The sequence below is a fragment of the Plantactinospora sp. GCM10030261 genome, assembly GCF_042666615.1.
Classification (GTDB): Bacteria; Actinomycetota; Actinomycetes; order Mycobacteriales; family Micromonosporaceae; genus KBS50.
Genome location: NZ_JBHTDD010000004.1, coordinates 260695 through 280234, shown reverse-complemented (window position 1 = coordinate 280234; position 19540 = coordinate 260695). Strand labels below are relative to the sequence as shown.

Sequence of the window (19540 nt, the reverse complement as noted above, 5' to 3'; positions counted from 1 at the left end):
GGGGCGAGGGGGCGGGGGGGCGGGGGCGGTCAGGTCTGCCAGAAGCGCAGCAGGCGTAGGCCGGCGTAGGAGAGGTCGGTTGGGAGGCCGAGCACTCCGCCGAGCGCGTCGATCCCGTCGAAGAACCAGCCGCCGAGCCGGGGGTTCCACAGCAGGGCGATGAGCAGCAGGAAGCCGTAGGGGGCGAACAGGTCGTACATCCGGCGCCACTGCGGCGTCAGCCACGGCTCGATCATGTTGCCGCCGTCCAGACCGGGCACCGGCAACAGGTTGAGCACGCTCGCGGTGAGCTGGAGGAAGCCGAGCGCGGCCACGCCGAGCCAAAAGACGTTGTGCTCCACCAGGTCGACCCCGATCACGAACGGGACAGCCAGCAGCAGCGCGAAGACCACGTTGGTGGCCGGGCCGGAGAGGCTGACCAGGGTGTGCCGCGCCCGGCCGGGGATCCGGTGCCGGTCCACCCAGACGGCGCCGCCGGGCAGGCCGATGCCGCCGAGCAGCACCGCCACCACGGGGAACACGATCGACAGCAGCGGATGGCTGTATTTGAGCGGGTTGAGCGTGAGGTAGCCGCGGTGCGCCACCTCATGATCGCCGAACCGGAAGGCCACCACGGCGTGGGCGTACTCGTGCAGGCACAACGAGACCAGCCAGCCGGAGACCACGAACACGAACACCCCGAGCCGCAGGTAGCCCGCGTCGTTCCAGACGAACACGCCGCTGCCGACGAAGAGGGCGACCAGCGCCAGGAAGATCGGGCTCGGCCGGAACGCCGCCCTCGGTACGCCGAGGACGAGCCGATCCTCGCCCACCCCGCTCACTCCGCCGTCGGGAGCAGGCTCATCCGGTATTCCACCCGCTCGTCCTCCATCAGGGTCACCGAGGTGACGCCGGCCGCGGTGAGGTCCCGCCACGACTGGCCGATCCAGGACTCGGCGTCGGCCTGGCTGCCGAACGTCTCGGTCGGCCCGCTCACCGCCTGGCCGTCCGTGCCCTCGTACCGCCAGCTCCACGGCATCTCCGCGTCTCCCCTCGCCGATGTCCCGCCGACAACCCCCGCAAGCCTAGCCGCGTCACCGCTCGACTCCTCCGGTGGCTTCGTCGAAGTACCAGACCTCGTACTCCGGACCCAGCTCGTCGCGCAGCAGGCCGTGCAGGCGGCGGCCCTCGGCGTGGAACTCGGCCTCGACCTCCGCCGACGGCCACTGGAAGTTGTTCTCCGGCAACTGGTCGTAGACGGCGGCCCACCGCCACAACCGGTCGACAAGCTCGGCCGAGATCGGCAGGGCTGCCGGCGAGAGCATCCCGCCACCCCACCTGCCCTCGTCCGCAATCCCCCAAAGCGGAAACGCGGTGTAGTCGGTCATGAGCTTGATGCGCCGGAACCGTCGCTGGCGCGGACCCCGGCGAGAACGTCGAGACATCAGACCAGCATCTCAGCCGGGACGACGCAGAGCGCACGGGTGCTCGCCGCCGAGTTGCCAGGATGGCCGGTCAGCGGCCCGGGCGCCGTAAGCGTCCGGTAAGGACAGGCACCCGTCCGGCCGGGCTAGCATCCGTCCATGCGCCATCGACCGGTCTCGCCGTTGCGCCGAACCGCGAACCGACTCAGCCGAACCGCGAACCGACTCAGCCCAATCGCGAACCGACGACGCGGCAGCGTGTCGGCTCTGCTCGTCCTGACGCTCGCCGGCACGCTGACGGCGGGCTGCGGCGGGAATGGGCCCGCCGAATCGACCGGGGACGAACCCGGCACCAGCATCGGACGGAGCGCCGTGCCGGCCTCGTCGCCACCCGCCGCCGCGTCCCCCTCCTCCACCATCCCGGTGCCCGAGACACTCCGGTTCACCGCCGTAACAGTCGACGGGAAGCCGTTCGACGCGGCGACCCTCGCCGGGAAGCCAGCGGTGTTGTGGTTCTGGGCCGCGTGGTGCACCCGCTGCCGGGCGGCGGCCGGCACCGTGGCGGAGGTGGCGGCCGCCAACGCCGACCGGGTCAACCTCGTCGGCGTGTCCGGGTTGAACAGCGGCGACGAGGGGATGCGCCGGTTCGTCCGGGACAGCGGGATCGACGGTTTCCCCAGCCTGGCCGACGACGACGGCGCGGTGTGGCGCCGGTTCGGCGTGACCAGTCAGGAGTACTACGTGTTGCTCGACTCGGCGGGGAAGGTCAGCCACTCGGGCCCGCTCTCCGGCGCCGAGCTGCGCCAACGCGTCGCCGACCTGAGCTGAGCCGACCTGAGCTGAACCGACCTGAGCGGAGCGGTCCCGTGGAAACCCCGTACTCGCTGGCGCTCGGCGCCGGGTTGCTGGCTGCGGTCAACCCGTGCGGCTTCGCGCTGCTGCCGGCGTACCTGTCGATGCTCGTGCTGGACCCCGACGGACCGGACGGTGGCCGGTCGACGCGGGAGCGGCTCGCCCCGGTCGGCCGGGCGCTGGTGCTGACCGGGGCCGTGACACTCGGTTTCGTGGCGGTCTTCGGCACCTTCGGCCTGCTCGCGGCGCCGCTCGCGGACGCGGTGGCGGGGCGGCTGCCCTGGGTGTCGATCGTGATCGGGCTCGCCCTGGTCGCCGCCGGTGGGTGGCTGCTCGCCGGCCGTTACCTGCCCGCCCTCGCCCCAGGGATGGCCAGCGGGCCCCGGGTGCGGCGCGGCTTCGCCTCGATGGTGCTCTTCGGCGCCGGGTACGCCATCGCGTCGCTCGGCTGCACCGTCGGTCCGTTCCTGGCGGTGGTGGTGGCCGGGTTCCAGGCGGGTTCGGTCGGGTCGGGGGTGGGCCTGTTCCTGGCGTACGCGCTCGGCATGGGCCTGGTGGTGGGCGCGGCGGCGCTGGCCGTGGCGCTGGCCCGGGATTCGCTCCTGCGCCGGGTCCGCCGGGCCGGCCCGCTGCTCAACCGGCTCGCCGGAGCGCTGCTGGTGGTCACCGGCGGTTACGTGGCGTGGTACGGCTGGTACGAGGTCCGGCTCTTTGCCGGCGGGGTCGCCGGCGACCCGGTCATCGAGATCGCCGGGCGGGTGCAGGCCGAGATCAGCGCCGGGCTCGCCGGCCTCGGCCCGTGGGGGGTGACGGCCGTGCTGGGCGCGCTGCTCGCGGCCACCGCCGGCCTTGCCCTGGTACGTCGGACCGGACGCGCCGGAGGCGGCCGGCTGACTGATCCACCGGACATGACCTAGCAGGCGCCACCGGGCCGGGTGGCTCTAAGGTTTGGGCATGTCGGTAGACGGGTGGCACACCATCCTGGTACTCGGTGGCATTCGGTCCGGAAAATCCGAATTCGCCGAATCGTTGGTGCGGGAGGCGGGCAGGGTCCGGTACGTCGCCACGGCGGCTGACGCCGGCCCGGACGACCCGGAGTGGACCGCCCGGCTCGAGGCCCACCGCGGCCGTCGGCCGGAGAACTGGGACACCGAGGAGGCCGACGCGGACCCGGCCCGGCTGATCCAACTCGTCACCGAGGCGCGGCCGGACGAGACGCTGCTTGTCGACGACCTCGGTGGCTGGGTCACCTCGCTGCTGGACCCGGCCCACCAGCCGGCCGACGACGTGGCCACGATCGCCGAACTGGCCGGGGCGGTCCGCGACAGCGCCGCCCGCCTGGTGCTCGTCAGCCCCGAGGTGGGGCTGTCCATGGTGCCGCTCACCCCGCTCGGGAGGGCGTTCGCCGACGCGCTCGGCGCGACCAACCAGGCCGTCGCCGCGGCCTGCGACGCGGTGGCGCTTGTCGTCGCCGGCCAGCCGGCCTGGCTCAAGCCGGACGCCGGTCCGCCGGTCGACGGTCGTCCCGCCGTCGTGCCGGCCCAGGTCTCCCCGACCGCCGGCAATCCCGCCGATCCCGCCGATCCCGCCGATCCGGCTGCTCCCGCCGCCGGCAACCCCGGCACGACGTTCGCCCCCGACAGTTCCGCCACCGGTGCGTCCGCCACGACCGGCACGACGACCGCCACCGAGACCGCCACCGAGGCGCCCGTCGCGACGGGCGCGCAGGCCCCGCCCGCGACCCTCGCCCCCGCCGGCAGCCCCGCCGAACAACCGCCGGCCACCTCACCCGACGTGCTCTCCCCCGCGGTGAGCCCGCCCGCCGAGCCGGCGCCCGCCGTCACCTGGACCGCGCCCACGATGACCTTGCCGATGGTCGCCACCGGCCTCGTCATCCAGCCCGGGATGGAGTTGCCGCTCCCGGACGAGTACACCGGCCCGCAGGGGGTCGACCGGCTGGCCACCCTCGACCTGCCCGGCGGTGGGCTGGGCAGCCTGGAGCGGGTCGTCGGCTTCGCCGCCGGCACCCAACGGACCCCGGTGCCCGAGCCGTGGCGACAGGTCCGGGTCCTGCTGCTGCACGGCGACCACGACGGTGGCGCGGCCGCCGGCGTCACCCCGGGTGAGTCGAGCCGGCGGGCCGGACAGGCGCGGGCCGGCGAGGGTCCGCTCGCCCGGCTGGCGGCCGAACTCAACGCCGATCTCCAGGTGATCGACGCGCCGACCGGGGCGCCGATCGAGGACGGCGCCGCGATGTCCGAGGCCGCCGTCGAATCCGCCCTGCGGTACGGGTGGCGGCTCGCCGAGGAGGCCGCCGACGCCGGCGTACAACTGCTGGTGCTCGCCGCCTGCGGGGCCGGCACCGACGCCGCGGCGGCCGCCGTGCTCGCCGTCACCTCCGGCGCGGAGCCCTCGGCGGTGCTGGGCCGGGTGGTCACCGCGGGCGGCCGGATCGACGACCGCGCCTGGATGGACCGCTGTGCCGCCGTCCGGGACGCGGTGCACCGGACCCGGCGGTCCACCCGAGGCCCTCGCGAGATCCTCGCCGAGCTGGGCGGCGGCGACATCGCGATCGCCACCGGGATCCTGCTGGGCGCCACCGCCCGGCGGCTACCGGTGCTGCTCGACGGACCGGTGGGGGTCTCGGCCGCGCTGATCAGCCGGGACCTGGCCGGGCAGGCCCGGCACTGGTGCCTGTTGCCGGACCACGGTGGGCATCCGGCCGTCCGCCTCGCCGCCGACGTGCTCGGCCTCACCCCGCTGTTCGACCTGCGGCTGGACCTCGGCGAGGGGGCGACGGCCCTGGCCGCGCTGCCGTTGCTGCGCTCGGCGATCATGCTGGCCCGGGCGCTGCCGGCGCATCCGGCGCTGAGCACCGGTCAGCCCGCCGACGGGGACGGCGCCGAGCCGGACCACGGGTCGGACGAGGAGTTCGCCGAGCCGGATCCCGCCGGGCCGGGACCCGCCACCCAGGACGGGCCGGATCAGCCGGCCCCGGACGGTGACGACGGACACCGCGACCCGCTCGCCGGCGGTGCCCGCAGCCCGTACGGTGGCTGACCACGCGCCCGGCGCCGGCCTGCGGCTGGCGCTCACCACGTTCACCGTGCTGCCGCTGCGCGCCGGCCGGGTCGACCGGACCGTCGCGGCGACGGCGATCGCGTTGGCGCCCGCGGTCGGGGCCCTGCTCGCCCTCGCCCTCGCCCTGGCCCTGCTCGGCATGCTCGCGGTGGACGCGCCGATCCTGGTCGCCGGTGGGGTCACGGTGGGCGTGGCGGCGCTGCTCACCCGGGGTCTGCACCTGGACGGTCTCGCCGACACGGTGGATGCCCTCGGCTCCTACCGCTCCGGCGCGGCCGCCCTGGAGATCATGAAGAAGCCGGACGTGGGTCCGTTCGGTGTGGCCGCGCTGGTGCTGGTGCTGCTGGTGCAGTCGGCGTCGGTGGCGGCGCTGGCGACCCGACCCTGGTGGGCCGTGCTGGCCGGATTGGTCACCGTCGTCGCCACCGGCCGGCTCGCGGTGTCCTGGGCGTGTCGCCCGGGGGTGCCGGCCGCCCGACCGGACGGTCTCGGCGCGTTGGTCGCCGGTACCGCCGCCACCCGGCCCCTCGCCATCGGTGTCGTGGCCGTGGCCGCGGTCGCGCTCGCCGCCGTGCCGGACCGCCCCTGGCAGGGTCCTCTCGCGATGGCGGTGGCCCTCGCCGCCGCCGGCCTCCTGCTGCGCCACGCGGTGCGCCGGCTGGGCGGGGTGACCGGGGACGTGCTGGGCGCGTTGGTCGAGATCACCAGCACCTTGACCTTGCTCGGGCTCGTGCTGACCGGCTGATCCGGCGGCCCGCTCGGAGGTAGCGTGCGGTGGAGGCACGACGACGGGGGCGGGCGAGACATGACCATCACGGACGACTTCCTGCCGGTCCCGGTCCCGGAGTCGCTGACCGCGACCTACCTGGTGCCGGTGCCGGACCGCCCGGTCGCCGAACCCGGGGAGGCCGTCGCGGCGTTGGGTGACCGGCTCGCCGCGCCGGTCCGCGACCTGGCGGAGCAGATGCTGGCCGGGCCGCTGCTGACCGTCCAGCGGCGCCCGGTGGAGGATTTCCCGAAGCTTCCCCCGGATCTGCTCACCGCCTTCGGCGCGGACGACGGACAGCTCACCCGGCTGCGGCAGGCCCGGGAACTGATCCTGGTGCAGGGCAGCTACCGGCCGGGCTGGCCGCCGGCGCACGAATGGGGCGCCCGGGCGGTGGCGGCGGCGTTGGCCGAGTCGGCGGGCTCCGACGTGGTGGACACCTTCGGGCTGCAGTTCGTCGAGCCGGACCGCGCGCTGCGCTCGCTGCCCGACGCCGAGGGCCGGATCCGGCTTGTCGACTGGATCCTGGTGCCGTACTCCGGTGACCGGGAGGGGATGTGGTTCACCACCAAGGGGCTGCGCCGGTTCGGCCTGCTGGAGTTGCAGGCCGAGGGCGTGCCGGAGCGGCTGGTGCGGGCGTGGGGAGCGGTGATGACCGGGGTGGCCCGCAGATTGCTGCGGACCTGGACGGATCGGCTGGGTGACGCCGACCTCCCCCCGTTCGTACAACTCCCGGTGCTGGCGTCGGTCACCGGTCACGACATCGCCGCCGCGTACGGCGGTCGGGAGCGGCAGGACGGCGGCGAGCCGGCCCGGCTCCGGCTGGAACTCGACCCGGCAACCGATCCGGATGCCGACTCGTTCCTCTCGCTGCGCCCGCCAGAGGGGCACACCGGCGCGCCGGGCCGGTACTTCGCCGCAGTCTGCGACGCGATCTTCGGGGCCGCCTGGTCGGCGGGCCGGCCCGGCGGACATGACGACGGGGTCGGCCCGGGCGGCCGAGCCGGCCGGTAGCCGGTGGGCTACCGCACCGACGGCTCGACGAACGGTGGCTTGGCCACCCGCATCTCGGACCGCCGACCCCGGACATCCACCTCCACGGAGTCGCCCTCGGCCAGGGCTGCCGCGGTGTCCAGCAACGCCAGGGCGATGCCCACCTTCCGGGTGGGCGAGAAGGTTCCACTTGTCACCCGGCCCACCTCGGTGTCGCCGGCCCAGACGGCCATGCCCGCGCGAGGGATTCCACGCCCGGTCGCCACCAGCCCGCGCAGCGTCCGGCGGGGACCCGACGCCTTCTCGGCGAGCAGCGCGTTCCGGCCCCAGAACGCCGGCTTGCCCCAGCCGACCGCCCAACCCGCGCGGGCCTGCACCGGGGTGATGTCCAGCGACAGATCCTGGCCGTGCAACGGGTACCCCATCTCGGTCCGCAGGGTGTCCCGCGCGCCGAGACCGCAGGCCCGCAGCTCCAGCGGCTCGCCTGCGGCCAGCAGCGCGTCCCACACGGCGACCGCCCGGTCCGCCGGCACGACCAGCTCGTACCCGTGCTCTCCGGTGTAGCCGGTGCGGCAGACCAGCAGCTCGGTGCCGTCGAGGGAGGCCGGCGAGAAGCTCATGTAGCCGTGCTCGGTGGGCAGCCCGAGGCCGGCGAGCAGGTCGGCCGACCGGGGCCCCTGCACGGCCAGCACCGCGTGCGCGGGGTGCTCGTCGGCCACCGTGATGCCGGCCGGCGCGGCGGACCGCAGCCGGCGGACCACCTCGGCCGTGTTGGCGGCGTTCGGGATGAGGAAGACGTGGTCGTCGGCGTGCAGGTACGCGATGATGTCGTCGACCACCCCGCCGGTGGTGTCGTCGCAGCACAGCGTGTACTGCGCCCGCCCCGGACCGATCCGCCCCAGGTCGTTGCTCAGGCACGAGTTGACGAAGTCGGCGGCTCCGGGCCCGGTGATCCGCGCCTTGCCCAGGTGTGACACGTCGAAGACACCTACCGCGGTGCGGACCGCGGTGTGTTCCCGCAGCACCCCGCCACCGGCGTACTCCAGGGGCATGGACCAGCCGCCGAAGGCGGCGAACTTCGCCCCGAGCGCGGCGTGCCGCTCATGTAGGGGGCTCTGGCGCAGGCCGGCGGGGGTGTCCCCGATCTCGTCCGTCATGGGTGGCAACTTACCGGGCGGCCGTCGGCGTCGACGATCACGCCCGGCTGGACGTCCGGCGGGACAGCGAAACTCCCTACGGGTAGGTTCGCCGAAGACACTTTTCGCCACGGCCACCCACGAGGTGGCCGACCAGCCCGCCCGGAGCAGCCGAGTGACATCGCCGAACACCACTCTCAGCCTGGTCGACACCGACCCCGCCGATCTCGCCGTCGACGCCGTCGTCATCGGCGTACACCGCGTGTCCGGCCCGGAGTCGACCGAGCCGACCGCATCCGCCGGTTTCGCGGCGACGCTGCTGCTGGCCACCGGCGCCGAGCCGTTGGCCGCCGCGTTCGACGGCAAGCTCACGGAGACCCTGGCCCTGCTCGGCGCCACCGGCGCGCCCGGCGAGGTGACCAAGTTGGCGACGCTCGGCACGGTGAGCGCTCCGGTGGTGGCCGCGATCGGCCTCGGGCCGGAGCCGACCGGCGCCGCCCCGGAGCCGGAGGCTCTGCGCCGCGCCGCCGCGACGGCCATCCGGGCGCTGGCCGGAGCCGAGCGGGTGGCGTTGGCCCTGCCGGTGCCCGACGACGCCGACGCTCCGGCGGCGCTCCGGGCGCTCGCCGAGGGGGCCGTGCTCGGCAGCTACCGGTTCGCCGGCTACAAGACGAAGCCGCAGCCCACCCGCCGGCCGCCGGTGGGTTCGGTGGCGATCTGCGTACCGGATGCCTCCGACGACCTGGCCGGGGCCGAGATCGCCCGGGCGGAGGCCGTCACCCGCGCGGTCCGGGCCGCACGGGACTGGGTCAACATGGCCCCCAACGAGCTGCGTCCGCCGGCGTTCGCCGAGGCGGTCGCCGCAGCCGGGGCCGAGGCCGGGCTGACCGTGGAGGTGCTGGACGAGGCGGCGCTCACCGACGGCGGTTACGGCGGCATCCTGGCCGTCGGGTTGGGTTCGGCCGCCCCGCCGCGGCTCGTGAAGCTTTCCTACCGACCGGGCTCGACCGGCACCGCCTCGGCGCCCGGTGGCGCGGGCACCCGCGCGGGCGAGACCGCCGGGGACGCCGGCACGGACTCCGCCGTCAAGCGGATCGCGCTGGTCGGCAAGGGAATCACATTCGACTCAGGCGGCGTCTCGATCAAGCCGGCGCAGGGCATGTGGGAGATGAAGTCCGACATGGCCGGGGCCGCCGCGGTCGCCGGCGCGATGCTGGCCGTCGCCGCCCTGAAGCCGTCGGTTGCCGTCGACGGCTACCTGGCCATGGCCGAGAACATGCCGTCCGGCACCTCGTACCGTCCGGGCGATGTGGTGACCATGTACGGCGGCAAGCGGGTCGAGGTGCTCAACACCGACGCCGAGGGCCGGATGGTGCTGGCCGACGCGATCGTGCGGGCCTGCGAGGACGGCTGCGACTACCTGCTGGAGACCTCCACGCTGACCGGCGGCCAGGTGATCGCGCTCGGCAAGCGGGTCGCCGGGGTGATGGGCACCGCCGAGCTGTGCGACCGGGTCCGGGCCGCCGGCAACGCGGTCGGCGAGCCGGCCTGGCCGATGCCGCTGCCCGACGACGTACGCAAGGGCATGGACTCGGACGTGGCCGACATCTCGCAGGTGAACGCGGGGATGGACCGGGCCGGGCACATGCTCCAGGGTGGCGTGTTCCTGCGCGAGTTCGTCGCCGAGGGTGTGCCGTGGGCGCACATCGACATCGCGGGGCCGGGCTACCACTCCGGGGAGCCGACGGGGCACTGGGCCAAGGGCGGCACCGGCGTGCCGCTGCGTACGCTGCTGCACCTGGTCGACGACATCGCCGCCAACGGCTGATCCTCACCCCTCCCCGTGAGCCCCACCCCTCCGCGTTGATCATGAAGTGGGCGGTCGTCCGCTCCGGCGTGTCGCGCTGTCAACTTCATGATCAACGCGAGGATCGGGGCGGGGTGGCAGGGCAGGGGCAGCGTGGGTGGGTTACTCCGGCGGGCGGCGCTTCCGGCGCTCGTTGTAGTCACGCATCCGCTGCGGATAGCCGACGAGGCGTACGTCGTACACCGGAATGGCCAGCTTGTGGGCGAACCGCCGCGCCACGTCCGGTCCGTCGATCCGCCGCCGGGTCCATTCGCCGTCGGCGGCGATCAGGATGACGGTGGTTTCGGTGACCGTGGTGCGCGGCTCGATGAACGCCTCGACGCCGCGCCGGGATTGGACGAACTGCTCCAGGTGCTCGATGTCGGCCTTCCGGGCCGGCGCGTCGCCCACCGTCGAGGCCGCCCGCCTGCGGCGTCGAAACCAAGCCACCGATAATCTCCTCCCCGACCCCGCTGGGACCGCCGATTGTGGCAAGGGTACGTCGCGGGGACGTGTCCTTGGGCACCTCGTTCAGCGGAGCGTTGGGACAAGTGACAAGATGGCCGGGGTGACTGTGTCCGTTACCTGGCACGACCCTCGTTAGCAGCGACGCGACCTGGGAGACAACTGTGACAGAGCCGAATGAGGCAACCTTCGACATCGTGATCCTCGGAGGTGGCAGCGGCGGCTACGCCGCGGCCCTGCGGGCCGCGCAACTCGACCTGTCCGTCGCGTTGATCGAGAAGGCCGAACTGGGTGGCACCTGCCTGCACCGCGGCTGCATCCCGACCAAGGCGCTGCTGCACGCGGCCGAGATCGCCGACCAGACCCGCGACTCCGAGCACTTCGGCGTGAAGGCGGAACTGGTCGGCATCGACATGTCCGGGGTCAACTCGTACAAGGACGGCGTGGTCGGCCGGCTCTACAAGGGCCTGCAGGGGCTGGTCAAGGCCGCCAAGGTCACCTTCGTCGCCGGCGAGGGCCGGCTGGTCGGCAAGGACACCGTCGAGGTCGACGGCAAGCGGTACACCGGCCGCAACGTCATCCTGGCCACCGGGTCGTACTCGCGTAGTCTGCCCGGCCTGGAGATCGACGGTCAGCGGGTGATCACCAGCGAGCACGCGCTCAAGCTGGACCGGGTGCCGTCCTCGGCGATCGTGCTGGGTGGCGGGGTCATCGGCGTGGAGTTCGCCAGCGTCTGGAAGTCGTTCGGCGTCGATGTGACGATCATCGAGGCGCTGCCCCGGTTGGTGGCCGCCGAGGACGAGGAGTCGTCGAAGGCGCTGGAGCGGGCGTTCCGCAAGCGCAAGATCGACTTCAAGGTCGGCAAGCGGTTCGAGAAGGTGGAACACACCGACAGCGGCGTGCGGGTCACCGTCGAAGGTGGCGACACCGTCGAGGCCGAGCTGCTGCTCGTCGCGGTCGGCCGCGGACCCACCACCGCCAACCTCGGGTACGAGGAGCAGGGCGTCAAAATGGACCGCGGCTTCGTAATCACCGACGAGCGGCTGCGGACCAGCGTGCCCAACGTCTACGCGGTCGGCGACATCGTTCCTGGCCTGCAGCTCGCCCACCGCGGCTTCCAGCAGGGCATCTTCGTGGCCGAGGAGATCGCCGGCCGCAACCCCGCGGTGATCGACGAGAACGGCATCCCCCGGGTCACCTACTCCGACCCGGAACTCGCGTCCGTCGGGCTGACCGAGGCCAAGGCCAGGGAGCAGTACGGCGCGGACAAGATCTCGACGTACAACTACAACCTCGGCGGCAACGGCAAGAGCCAGATCCTGCGTACCGCCGGCTTCGTGAAGCTGGTTCGGGTCAACGACGGCCCCGTGGTCGGCGTCCACATGGTGGGGGCCCGGGTCGGCGAACTGGTCGGTGAGGCACAACTGATCTTCAACTGGGAGGCCTACCCGGCCGAGGTGGCGCAGCTGGTGCACGCCCACCCGACGCAGGGCGAGGCGCTCGGTGAGGCGCACCTGGCCCTGGCCGGAAAGCCGCTGCACGCGCACGCCTGACAGGTCGGAACACGCCCGCCGGTACGCGGGCCCGGATCGCACGACGCGACAAAGGAGTCTGAAGACATGCCGGTATCGGTCACCATGCCCCGGCTGGGTGAGAGTGTGACGGAGGGAACCGTCACGCGCTGGCTCAAGCAGGAGGGCGACCGGGTCGAGGCCGACGAGCCGCTGCTCGAGGTCTCGACCGACAAGGTCGATACGGAGATCCCCTCCCCGGCGGCCGGAGTGCTCAGCCGGATCGTGGTGAGCGAGGACGAGACCGCCGAGGTGGGCAGCGAGCTGGCCGTGATCGACGGCGACGGCGAGGCCGGCGGCGGTCAGGCCGGCGCCGAGGCCGAGGCCGGCGGCGAGGCGGGTGGCGGCGAGGCCGAGGCGGGTGGCGGCGAGGCGGGCGGAGCCGAGGCCGAGGCCGGCGGCGAGGCTGCCGCGCCCGAGCAGCCCGAGCAGCCGACGGCCGAGGAGCCGGCCCGCGAGGAGCCGACGCCGCGGCCCACCCCCGACGCCGCGTCCGGTGGCGGGAACGGGGAACGGACGTCGGTGGTCCTGCCGGCGCTCGGCGAGAGCGTCACCGAGGGCACCGTCACCCGCTGGCTCAAGCAGGTGGGTGACACTGTCGAGGCCGACGAACCGCTGCTGGAGGTCTCCACCGACAAGGTGGACACCGAGATCCCGTCGCCCGCGGCCGGCACGCTGCTGGAAATCAAGGTCAACGAGGACGAGACCGCCGATGTGGGCGCCGAACTGGCGGTGATCGGCGCGGCGGGTGCCGCACCGTCCGGCGAGCAGCCGGCCGAGCGGCCGGAGCCGGCCCGCGAGGAGCCGGCCGAGAAGCGTGCGGAGCCGGCCGCCGAGGCCGAGCCGGAGCCGACTCCGGGCATGTCGTACTCCGAACCCGCCCCGGAGACGGAGACCGCGGCGCAGCCCGCCCAGGCGGAGCGGGCGGCCCAGCCGCCGGCCCCGAGCGGCGGGAAGCGGCCCGAGCCGGCCGAGGGTGGCGAGGACGCCGCCGGGTACGTGACCCCGCTGGTCCGCAAGCTGGCGGGCGAGCACGGCGTGGACCTGTCCCAGCTCAACGGCACCGGAGTGGGTGGCCGCATCCGCAAGCAGGACGTGCTGGCCGCGGCCGAGCAGGCCAAGGCGGCGAAGGCGGCCCCCGCGCCGGCCGAGGCCCCCGCCGCGCCCGCTGCGAAGGCCCCGGCAGCGCCGAAGGCGGAGCCGAGCCCGAAGCGGGGCAGCACCGAGAAGATGCCCCGGATCCGCGCGGTCATCGCCCGGCGGATGCAGGAGTCCCTGCACGAGATGGCGCAGCTCACCACGGTCGTCGAGGTGGACATCACCAAGGTCGCCAAGCTGCGGGCGCGGGCCAAGGACGCGTTCCTCGCCCGGCACGGGGTGAAGCTGTCGTTCCTGCCGTTCTTCGCGCAGGCGGCCGTCGAGGCGCTCCAGGCGTACCCGGTGGTCAACGCCAGCATGGACATGGACGCCGGGACGATCACCTACCCGGATTCGGAGAACCTCGGCATCGCGGTCGACACCGAGCGCGGCCTGATGCTGCCGGTCATCCACCGGGCGGGTGACCTCAACCTGGGCGGGCTCGCCCGGCGGATCGCCGAGCTGGCCGAGCGCACCCGGACCAACAAGATCACGCCGGACGAGATCGCCGGTGCGACCTTCACGCTCACCAACACCGGCAGCCGGGGGGCGCTGTTCGACACCCCGATCGTGCCGGCACCGCAGTCGGCCATGCTGGGCACCGGCGCGGTGGTCAAGCGCCCGGTCGTGGTCAACGACCCGGAGCTGGGTGAGGTCGTCGCGGTCCGCTCGATGGTCTACCTGGCCCTCTCGTACGATCACCGGCTGATCGACGGCGCCGACGCCGCCCGGTTCCTGGTGGCGATCAAGGAGCGGCTGGAGGCCGGCAACTTCGAGTCGGAGCTGGGCCTGTCCTGACCGGTTCGTGACGCGCGACGGCGCCCCGGTCCCGTGTGGACCGGGGCGCCGTCCCCGCGGGGTCACCGGTCGGGCGACACGAACTCGGGTTGGTCGAGCACCCGCAGCCAGGAACCGTCCGGCTGGCGGCGTACCACCTGCGCTCGGGCGCCCGCGCCGTCCCGCGGCGGGGTAGCTGTCAGCGCGAGGTCGCCGCTGACCAGCGTTGGCAGGGGCGTCTCCGGCTCGAACCGGGGCCGGTTGGCCAGGACCGTTTCCCACAGGTCCCGGATCGCCGCCCGACCGACGGTCCGGCTCCCCGGCGGGTACGCCAGGACGGCATCCTCCTCGTACAGGGCGGCGACCCCGTCGGCGTCGCCGGCGTTGGACCGCTCCACGAACAGCCGGGTGAGATCCTCGGGCCGCATTGCCTTCTCGTTGTCCGTCATGTTTCGAGGCTGCTCCGCCCACTCCCATACGTACAACAGATAATTCAGATATGATCTAGAATTGGCAGTCATGGAGATCCGGCAGCTGGAATACCTCGTCGCTGTCGCGGAAGAGGCGAGCTTCACCCGGGCCGCCCAGCGGGTCCGGATCAGCCAGTCCGGGGTCAGCGCGCAGGTCCGGCAGCTCGAACGCGAGTTGGGCGCGTCGCTGTTCGACCGGTCGGCCCGGACGGTCACCCTCACTGTCGCCGGCAAGGCCGCGCTGGAACACGCCCGGGCGGCGCTCGCCGCGACCGAGGCGATGCGGCAGGCCGTCGCCGAGGTAACCGGGGTGTTGCGCGGCCGGCTCACCGTCGGCATGGTCACCGGCTGCACGGTGGCCCCGCTGTTCGACGCGCTCGCCGCGTTCCACCGGGCCCATCCGGGTGTGCTCCTCACCCTGCGCGAGGACCAGTCGGACCGGCTCGTCGAGGGCGTTCGCGCCGGCACCATCGACCTCGCCCTGATCGGCACCGCGGACCCGCCCGCCGACCTGAACGCGGTGACCGTCCTGAGCGAGCCCCTGGTGGCGCTCACCCGGCCGGAGCATCCGCTCGCCGGCCACCCCGCAGTCGCCCTGGCCGACCTCGCCGGTCAGCCGCTCGTCTGCATGCCGGCCGGCACCGGCATCCGTACCGTCCTCGACCGGATCTGCGCCGCTGGCGGCGTACGAGCGGAGGTCTTGCTGGAGGCCAGCGCCGCCGATGCCGTCGCGGACCTGGCCGCCCGCGGCCTCGGGGTGGCGATCCTCAGCGAGTCGATGGCCGCCGGGTACGCCGACCGGCTGGCGACCCGGCCCATCTCCGGCGCGGACCTGCCGGCCCGGCTCGCGCTGGTCTGGTCGGCCTCCGTCAGCCCCGCCCTCGACCGGCTGGTCCGGCACGGCCGGGCCGCGTTCTCGGTCAACGACGCCCGCACGCCAGCTCCGGACTGACCGGCGCCGGCTCGGGACCACGCTCTCGGTCAGCGACGCCCGGACGCCAGCTCCGGACTGACCGGCGTCGGATGACGGACCGGCCGGGCCAGCACGAGCCCGGTCATCGCCAGCGCGACGAGGCTCAGTACCGCGCCGGCCAACCCGGTCCAGCGCAGCGCGCCGGCCGAGACGAGCCCGCCGCCGAGCGCCGAACCGGCGGCGATCCCGAGGTTGAAGGCGCCGACGTTTACCGACAGGGCCAGCGTCGGGGCGGGGCCGGCGAGGCGCAGGATGAGTCCCTGCAACGGTGCGATCATCGCCGTGCCCAGCAGGCCCAGCGCCAGCACCGCGAGGATGGCGGTGGGCCGCCAGATCGCCGCGAACGGGAGCACGGCTGACCTGGTCCAGCAGCGGCGCCAGGTAGGTGAAGGCGACGGACACGCCGGCCATGCCGGTCGCCGTGGTGGCGATGGCGAGCAGCACGGCACGCCGGGTCACCGCCCGCGCCTCCGCGCGCAGGTCCGCTACCGGTGCCGGTGACCGGGGCAGCAGCGCGGCCATCAGCAGGACCGCCGCCAGGGCCAGCACCGCCAGCACGAGGAACGGCGCCCGCCATCCGGCCCGCTGGCCAAGCAGCGCCCCGAGCGGCACGCCCAGCAGGGTGGCCACCGTGAAGCCGGACGCGACCGCCGCGACGGCCGAACCGCTCCGCTCGGCCGACACCACGGCGGTGGCCATGACCAGCGCCACGGCGAGGAAGGCCGCGTGGCTGAGCGCCGACACCACCCGACCGGCCAGCAGGATCTCGTACGTCGGCGCGACCGCGCAGATCGCGCTACCGGCGGCGAACAGCAGCAGCAACCCGACGGCGAGCGCCTTGCGCGGCAGTCGGATCGTCAACACCGTCACCACAGGTCCGCCGAGGACGACCGCGACGGCGTACGCGGTCACCGCCTGCCCGGCCGTGCCGACGGAGACGCCGAGGTCGGCACCGACCTGAGGGAGCAGGCCGGCGATCAGGTACTCGGCGGTGCCGACCACGAACACGGCGACGCCCAGGGCGAGCAGGATCGAGGAACTCTTTCGCATGCGGAGGACGGTAAAGTCTCACACGGATGTGAAAGTCAAGTCACCGGCGGAGGTTGATCGCGTGCGGATCGGCGAGTTGTCCCGGCGCACCGGTGTGCCGCAGCGCCTGCTGCGGTACTACGAGGAGCAGCGGCTCCTCCACCCGATCCGGCGGCCCAGCGGCTACCGCGAATACCGGGAGAGCGACGTCGCCGTCGTCCGCCGGATCCGTGGCCTGCTCGCCGCCGGTCTGAACACCGCGACCATCGCCAGCGTCCTGCCGTGCCTGCGCGACGACGGCGACCGGCTCGTGCCGACCTGCCCGGACCTGCTGGCCGAGTTGTGCGCCGAGCGGGACCGGATCGACCGGGCGATCGACGACCTGGCCGCCTCCCGGTCCGCCCTGGACCGGGTCATCGCCGCCGCCCCGGCGGGTCAGCTCCGCGGCCGGAGCTGACCGTGGCACCGGGTCGTCAACCGCGGGGATGGTCGGCGAAGAACCGCCAGATGGTGTCCGTCGCGTCCAGCGCCGGGGATGGCGGGTCGAGGTCGAGCAGCCGCGCCGCCGCCGAATTCTCCTTGTCCTGACCCGGCCACTGGTGCCCGGCACCCGCCACCGTGAGCAGCTCGACGGCCCGCCCGTCCGGACAGGTGGCGATCGAGGTGGTGACCGGCGGCTCGACCCGTTGCTCCGGCGGCGCGCACGAGCCGGCCCGCCGCCAGGTGTCGACAAGCGACGGCACCGGCGGGCCGTTCACCTTGCTCGGCCGGTCGCCCGTACCGTCGTTGTCCCGCCGGCCCGGTCCGCCGCCGTACGGCACGGTCCGGTCCACCGTACCGTGGATGTGGATCAGCGAAATGGGCGGCGGCTCGGCGCACCCGCCGGTCAGCGTGCCGGCCACCACCCCGACGGCGGCGAAGATCGTGGTGTCGCAGGCGAGCCGGTAGGCCAGCATGCCGCCGTTGGAGATCCCGGCGGCGTAGACCCGACTGGCGTCGACCGGCGTCTCGCCGGAGCCGGAGACCGCCGACACGAGCCCGGTGACGAACGCGACGTCGTCCACGCCGGTCGCGGCCGGTGGCCCGCAGCAGCCGGGCCCGGCGTGCCAGGACCGCTTCACGCCGTCGGGGTAGGCCACCAGGAACCGCTCGGCGTCCGCCTTGGCGTTCCAGCCGTACGCCGATTCCGCCTGGGCGCCGGTGCCGAGCGCGCCGTGCAGTACCACGACCAGCGGGGCCGGCGTGCCGGCCGGCAGCGACGCGGGCCGGTACAGCCGGTACGTCCGCTGCTGGCCGTCGACGGCGATGGTCCGCTCGGACGTCCCGGCCCGCGGCGTCGAGGTCGGTGTCGATGTCGGTGTCGATGTCGGTGTCTCGGTGGGTCCCGGACTGGTCGGGCCGCAGCCGGCGACCGACGCCAGCAACACGATCAGGGACGCGAGCAGGAGCGACCGGGCACGCCGGCGCCGGGCCAGATCATGGTGGGACCACACGGGGACAAGCCTCGCCGGATCATGTCAACACCGGGTAAAGGCAGTATCAGCATCCCGTAAGCCACGCTGGTTCGGGGTATCCGTGCACCCGCCCGTCGACCCGACTGTCAGGCGTCGACGGTGGGCAGCGATTCGTAGTAGCGGATCTTCGCGCGCAGATGGGCGTACTGCCGGTCCAACAGCCGCATCTGCTCCTCCACCGTCGCGGCGTGCCGTTCCAGCAGTTCCTGCCGCTCCCGGATGGTGTGCTCGCCCTCGCGGGCCAGGTCGGCGTACCGGCACATCTGGGCGATCGGCATGCCGGTGTCCCGCAGGCAGCGGAACAGTTCCAGCCACCCGAGGTCCTCGTCGGTGAAGACGCGCTGGCCGCCGCTGGTCCGGCCGATGCCGGCGAGCAGCCCGATCCGTTCGTAGTAGCGCAGGGTGTCCAGGCTGAATCCGCTGCGCCGCGCGGTCTCCGCGGGCGAATATCCAGTCATTCCCGCATCGTACTTGACCTGGAGCGCGCTCCAGGTTGAAGGATTTCCGGCATGACGACGACACGGACACTGGGCCGCAGTGGCATCGAGGTGAGCGCCATCGGGATGGGCTGCTGGGCCATCGGCGGACCATTGTGGGGCGACGACGGCACGGCGTTCGGCTGGGGCGAGGTGGACGACGACGAATCCATCCGCGCCATCCACCGGGCACTCGACGACGGCGTCACCCTGTTCGACACGGCCAGCAACTACGGTGCCGGGCACAGCGAGCGGGTGCTCGGCAGGGCACTCGCCGGCCGTCGGGACCAAGCGGTCATCGCGACCAAGTTCGGCAACAGGTCGGACGAGGCGAGCCGCCGGTGGACCGGCGCGGACGCCTCCACCGCGTACGCGGTGAAGAGTCTGGAGGAATCGCTGCACCGGCTGGGCACCGACTACGTCGACCTCTACCAGTTGCACATAAACGAGCTGGCGGTGCCCGCGGCGCTCGACCTGGTCGGCACCCTGGAGGACCTCGTCGACCAGGGCAAGATCCGCGCGTACGGGTGGAGCACCGACAATCCCGAGTCGGCGCGCGCGTTCGCCGCCGCCGGGATCCACTGTGCCGCGATCCAGCACGACGAGTCGGTGCTCCTGGACAACCCGGCGGTGCTGGCCGTGTGCGACGAGTTCGACCTGGCCAGCCTCAACCGCGGGCCGCTCGCCATGGGGCTGCTCACCGGCAAGTACCACGGAAACGCGGTCGGCCTCGGTCGCGACGACGTCCGCGGGCAGGGCCTGGGCTGGCTGAGCTGGTTCGACGCGGACGGGCGGCCCAGCCGGGAATGGGCCGAGCGGGTGGACCTGGTCCGGCAGGCGCTGACCTCGGACGGCCGTACCCTCGCCCAGGGCGCCCTGGGCTGGCTGCTGGCGCGCAGCCCGCGCACGGTGCCGATCCCCGGCGCCCGGACCGTCGCGCAGGCGGCGGAGAACGCCGGAACCCTCGGCTACGGCCCGCTGAGCGAGGAGGCGTACGCCGAGGTGGAGCGTCTGCTCGCGGACGTACGGAAGGTGGCGGCCTGACGGTGGG

19 protein-coding genes and 2 pseudogenes are annotated in these 19540 nt (G+C 73.6%); 11 read left to right on the top strand and 10 right to left on the bottom strand.

The window, feature by feature from the left end; genetic code table 11:
• Positions 1 to 29: 29 nt before the first annotated feature.
• The 3 genes from ACFQUZ_RS07795 to ACFQUZ_RS07785 are packed head-to-tail and all read right to left on the bottom strand — an operon-like array spanning position 30 to position 1424.
• Positions 30 to 812 (bottom strand): site-2 protease family protein, encoded by a 783-nt coding sequence (locus tag ACFQUZ_RS07795; RefSeq protein ID WP_377439421.1) that lies wholly within the window; start codon positions 810 to 812, stop codon positions 30 to 32.
• A gap of 5 nt (positions 813 to 817) precedes the next feature.
• A complete protein-coding gene (locus tag ACFQUZ_RS07790; protein WP_377439419.1) occupies positions 818 to 1018 on the bottom strand; it encodes a hypothetical protein in 201 nt (66 codons plus the stop codon).
• Positions 1019 to 1073: 55 nt separating this feature from the next.
• Positions 1074 to 1424 carry a hypothetical protein gene (locus tag ACFQUZ_RS07785; protein ID WP_377439416.1) on the bottom strand — a complete coding sequence of 117 codons (351 nt, stop codon included), beginning with the start codon at positions 1422 to 1424 and terminating at the stop codon, positions 1074 to 1076.
• A 138-nt stretch (positions 1425 to 1562) separates the two neighbouring features.
• On the opposite strand from ACFQUZ_RS07785, the gene ACFQUZ_RS07780 reads away from it, so the two are divergent.
• From ACFQUZ_RS07780 to ACFQUZ_RS07760, 5 genes and pseudogenes are all read left to right on the top strand, one after another.
• Positions 1563 to 2231, top strand: coding sequence for a TlpA family protein disulfide reductase (locus ACFQUZ_RS07780; RefSeq protein ID WP_377439414.1), 669 nt, complete (start codon positions 1563 to 1565; stop codon positions 2229 to 2231).
• Between the two features lie 38 nt (positions 2232 to 2269).
• On the top strand, positions 2270 to 3172 hold the full coding sequence (locus ACFQUZ_RS07775; RefSeq protein WP_377439411.1) for a cytochrome c biogenesis CcdA family protein: 903 nt from the start codon (positions 2270 to 2272) through the stop codon (positions 3170 to 3172).
• A gap of 37 nt (positions 3173 to 3209) precedes the next feature.
• On the top strand, positions 3210 to 5315 hold the full coding sequence (locus ACFQUZ_RS07770) for a bifunctional adenosylcobinamide kinase/adenosylcobinamide-phosphate guanylyltransferase (RefSeq protein ID WP_377439408.1): 2106 nt from the start codon (positions 3210 to 3212) through the stop codon (positions 5313 to 5315).
• Entirely contained in the window at positions 5308 to 6081 is a 774-nt protein-coding gene (cobS, locus tag ACFQUZ_RS07765; RefSeq protein ID WP_377439405.1) for an adenosylcobinamide-GDP ribazoletransferase, read from the top strand. The genes ACFQUZ_RS07770 and cobS overlap by 8 nt, the downstream gene beginning before the upstream one ends.
• A 60-nt stretch (positions 6082 to 6141) precedes the next feature.
• Positions 6142 to 7041: pseudogene (locus tag ACFQUZ_RS07760) on the top strand (DUF2314 domain-containing protein); the annotation flags it as partial.
• Positions 7042 to 7124: 83 nt separating this feature from the next.
• Here the strand turns inward: ACFQUZ_RS07760 and gcvT are convergent.
• Positions 7125 to 8252 (bottom strand): glycine cleavage system aminomethyltransferase GcvT, encoded by a 1128-nt coding sequence (gcvT, locus tag ACFQUZ_RS07755; protein ID WP_377439402.1) that lies wholly within the window; start codon positions 8250 to 8252, stop codon positions 7125 to 7127.
• Between the two features lie 154 nt (positions 8253 to 8406).
• On the opposite strand from gcvT, the gene ACFQUZ_RS07750 reads away from it, so the two are divergent.
• On the top strand, positions 8407 to 10059 hold the full coding sequence (locus ACFQUZ_RS07750; protein ID WP_377439399.1) for a leucyl aminopeptidase: 1653 nt from the start codon (positions 8407 to 8409) through the stop codon (positions 10057 to 10059).
• A gap of 141 nt (positions 10060 to 10200) precedes the next feature.
• Here the strand turns inward: ACFQUZ_RS07750 and ACFQUZ_RS07745 are convergent, their stop codons facing one another.
• A complete protein-coding gene (locus ACFQUZ_RS07745; protein ID WP_377439459.1) occupies positions 10201 to 10488 on the bottom strand; it encodes a hypothetical protein in 288 nt (95 codons plus the stop codon).
• Between the two features lie 218 nt (positions 10489 to 10706).
• On the opposite strand from ACFQUZ_RS07745, the gene lpdA reads away from it, so the two are divergent.
• Entirely contained in the window at positions 10707 to 12095 is a 1389-nt protein-coding gene (lpdA, locus tag ACFQUZ_RS07740; RefSeq protein WP_377439396.1) for a dihydrolipoyl dehydrogenase, read from the top strand.
• Positions 12096 to 12161: 66 nt separating this feature from the next.
• Positions 12162 to 14048 (top strand): 2-oxoglutarate dehydrogenase, E2 component, dihydrolipoamide succinyltransferase, encoded by a 1887-nt coding sequence (gene sucB / locus ACFQUZ_RS07735; RefSeq protein ID WP_377439394.1) that lies wholly within the window; start codon positions 12162 to 12164, stop codon positions 14046 to 14048.
• Positions 14049 to 14110: 62 nt separating this feature from the next.
• Here sucB and ACFQUZ_RS07730 read toward each other — a convergent pair whose 3' ends face one another.
• The gene (locus ACFQUZ_RS07730; RefSeq protein WP_377439456.1) at positions 14111 to 14455 is read right to left on the bottom strand and encodes a YybH family protein; all 345 of its coding nucleotides are present in this window, start codon (positions 14453 to 14455) and stop codon (positions 14111 to 14113) included.
• 91 nt (positions 14456 to 14546) lie between these two features.
• On the opposite strand from ACFQUZ_RS07730, the gene ACFQUZ_RS07725 reads away from it, so the two are divergent.
• A complete protein-coding gene (locus ACFQUZ_RS07725) occupies positions 14547 to 15449 on the top strand; it encodes a LysR family transcriptional regulator (protein ID WP_377439392.1) in 903 nt (300 codons plus the stop codon).
• Positions 15450 to 15478: 29 nt separating this feature from the next.
• Here ACFQUZ_RS07725 and ACFQUZ_RS07720 read toward each other — a convergent pair whose 3' ends face one another.
• The gene (locus ACFQUZ_RS07720) at positions 15479 to 15823 is read right to left on the bottom strand and encodes a hypothetical protein (protein WP_377439391.1); all 345 of its coding nucleotides are present in this window, start codon (positions 15821 to 15823) and stop codon (positions 15479 to 15481) included.
• Between the two features lie 67 nt (positions 15824 to 15890).
• Positions 15891 to 16520 (bottom strand): annotated as a pseudogene (locus ACFQUZ_RS07715) (MFS transporter); the annotation flags it as partial.
• 61 nt (positions 16521 to 16581) lie between these two features.
• On the opposite strand from ACFQUZ_RS07715, the gene ACFQUZ_RS07710 reads away from it, so the two are divergent.
• Complete coding sequence (locus ACFQUZ_RS07710; RefSeq protein ID WP_377439388.1) at positions 16582 to 16956, top strand: MerR family transcriptional regulator; 375 nt, start codon at positions 16582 to 16584, stop codon at positions 16954 to 16956.
• A gap of 16 nt (positions 16957 to 16972) precedes the next feature.
• Here ACFQUZ_RS07710 and ACFQUZ_RS07705 read toward each other — a convergent pair whose 3' ends face one another.
• Positions 16973 to 17992, bottom strand: coding sequence for an alpha/beta hydrolase family esterase (locus tag ACFQUZ_RS07705; RefSeq protein ID WP_377439385.1), 1020 nt, complete (start codon positions 17990 to 17992; stop codon positions 16973 to 16975).
• A gap of 107 nt (positions 17993 to 18099) precedes the next feature.
• Positions 18100 to 18471, bottom strand: a complete 372-nt coding sequence (locus ACFQUZ_RS07700) for a MerR family transcriptional regulator (RefSeq protein ID WP_377439383.1) — start codon at positions 18469 to 18471, stop codon at positions 18100 to 18102.
• A gap of 51 nt (positions 18472 to 18522) precedes the next feature.
• On the opposite strand from ACFQUZ_RS07700, the gene ACFQUZ_RS07695 reads away from it, so the two are divergent.
• Positions 18523 to 19533: an aldo/keto reductase gene (locus tag ACFQUZ_RS07695; RefSeq protein ID WP_377439380.1), complete on the top strand. Its 1011-nt coding sequence runs from the start codon at positions 18523 to 18525 to the stop codon at positions 19531 to 19533.
• The last annotated feature ends 7 nt before the right edge of the window (positions 19534 to 19540 follow it).

Coding starts and splice junctions, on each gene's coding strand:
- ACFQUZ_RS07790 (WP_377439419.1), bottom strand. CDS start 1,018: ATGCCGTGGAGCTGGCGGTACGAGGGCACGGACGGCCAGGCGGTGAGC.
- ACFQUZ_RS07785 (WP_377439416.1), bottom strand. CDS start 1,424: ATGTCTCGACGTTCTCGCCGGGGTCCGCGCCAGCGACGGTTCCGGCGC.
- ACFQUZ_RS07780 (WP_377439414.1), top strand. CDS start 1,563: ATGCGCCATCGACCGGTCTCGCCGTTGCGCCGAACCGCGAACCGACTC.
- ACFQUZ_RS07770 (WP_377439408.1), top strand. CDS start 3,210: ATGTCGGTAGACGGGTGGCACACCATCCTGGTACTCGGTGGCATTCGG.
- gcvT (WP_377439402.1), bottom strand. CDS start 8,252: ATGACGGACGAGATCGGGGACACCCCCGCCGGCCTGCGCCAGAGCCCC.
- sucB (WP_377439394.1), top strand. CDS start 12,162: ATGCCGGTATCGGTCACCATGCCCCGGCTGGGTGAGAGTGTGACGGAG.
- ACFQUZ_RS07730 (WP_377439456.1), bottom strand. CDS start 14,455: ATGCGGCCCGAGGATCTCACCCGGCTGTTCGTGGAGCGGTCCAACGCC.
- ACFQUZ_RS07725 (WP_377439392.1), top strand. CDS start 14,547: ATGGAGATCCGGCAGCTGGAATACCTCGTCGCTGTCGCGGAAGAGGCG.
- ACFQUZ_RS07700 (WP_377439383.1), bottom strand. CDS start 18,471: ATGACTGGATATTCGCCCGCGGAGACCGCGCGGCGCAGCGGATTCAGC.
- ACFQUZ_RS07695 (WP_377439380.1), top strand. CDS start 18,523: ATGACGACGACACGGACACTGGGCCGCAGTGGCATCGAGGTGAGCGCC.